Annotated in this window: 1 protein-coding gene; it reads left to right on the top strand. The window is 73.3% G+C overall.

Translation table 11 applies throughout. From position 1 onward, the window contains the following. Positions 1-159 precede the first annotated feature (159 nt). Positions 160-1,318 (top strand): cytochrome P450 (locus FRZ03_RS03950; RefSeq protein WP_261398531.1); only part of this gene is annotated, 1,159 nt, incomplete at its 3' end.

The following is a 1,318-nucleotide window of genomic DNA, read 5'->3' as shown; positions in this document are numbered from 1 at the left end:
GCGCCGGGGCCGTAGAGCCGGTGTGCTCCGCCGGGGCCGCCCGGCTGCCCCGCGCACGGCCCCGGCCCCGGCGGAGCACACCGGCTCTACGGCCCCGGCGCCGAGGACCTGGACGACCTCTACGAGCGGCTGCGCGAGCGGTACGGCCCGGTCGCCCCCGTGCTGCTCCACGACGACGTGCCGATGTGGGTGGTGCTCGGGCACGCCGAGAACCTCCAGGTGGTGCGCAGCCCCTCGCAGTACACCCGCGACAGCCGGATCTGGGCGCCGCTGCTGGACGGCCGGGTCAAGCCCGACCACCCGCTGATGCCGCACATCGCCTGGCAGCCCATCTGCTCCCACGTCGAGGGCGACGAGCACCTGCGGCTGCGCCACGCGGTCACCTCCGCCATGGGCACCATCGACCACCGCAGCGTCCGCCGGCACATCGGCGGCCACACCCAGCGCCTGGTCAACGGCTTCTGCGAGCGGGGCCGGGCCGATCTGGTCGCCCAGTTCGCCGAACACCTGCCGATGGCGGTGCTGTGCGAGATCCTCGGCATGCCCGAGGAGTACAACGACCGGATGGTGCAGTGCGCGCGGGACGCCCTGAAGGGCACCGAGACCGCCAACCAGAGCCACGCCTACGTCATGGACGCGCTGAACCGGCTCACCCTGCGCCGCCGCGCCCGGCCCGAGGACGACTTCACCAGCCACCTCGTCACCCACGGGGCCGGGCTGAGCGACGACGAGGTCCGCGAACACCTGCGGCTCGTCCTGTTCGCGTCCTACGAGGCCACCGCCAACCTGCTCGCCAACGCGCTGCGCATGGTCCTGACCGAGCCCGGTTTCCGCGCCCGGCTGAGCGGCGGGCAGATGACCGTGCCGGAGGCGATCGAGCAGTCGCTGTGGGACGAGCCGCCGTTCAGCACCGTCTTCGGCTACTACGCCAAGCAGGACACCGAGTTGGGCGGGCAGCGCATCCGCAAGGGCGACGGACTGCTGTTCGCGCCCGCGCCGGGCAACATCGACCCGCGGGTGCGGCCCGACCTGTCCGCGAGCATGCAGGGCAACCGCTCGCATCTCGCCTTCGGCGGCGGCCCGCACGAGTGCCCGGGACAGGACATCGGGCGGGCCATCGCCGACGTCGGCGTCGATGCCCTGCTCACCCGGCTGCCGGACATCCAGCTGGAGTGCGCCGAAAGCGACTTGCGCTGGCGGTCCTCGATCGCCTCCCGCCACCTGGTGGCGCTGCCGGTGCGCTTCGAGCCCAAGCCGCAAGCGGACACCGACCTGCCGCCCCGGGCCTACAGCCCCGCGCTGCCCGCCGATCTGATGC

The organism is Streptomyces misionensis (genome assembly GCF_007896895.1).
GTDB classification, from domain to species: Bacteria; Actinomycetota; Actinomycetes; order Streptomycetales; family Streptomycetaceae; genus Streptomyces; species Streptomyces misionensis_A.
Note: the sequence above shows the minus strand (reverse complement) of the source record. Positions and strands in the feature narration are given on the sequence as shown.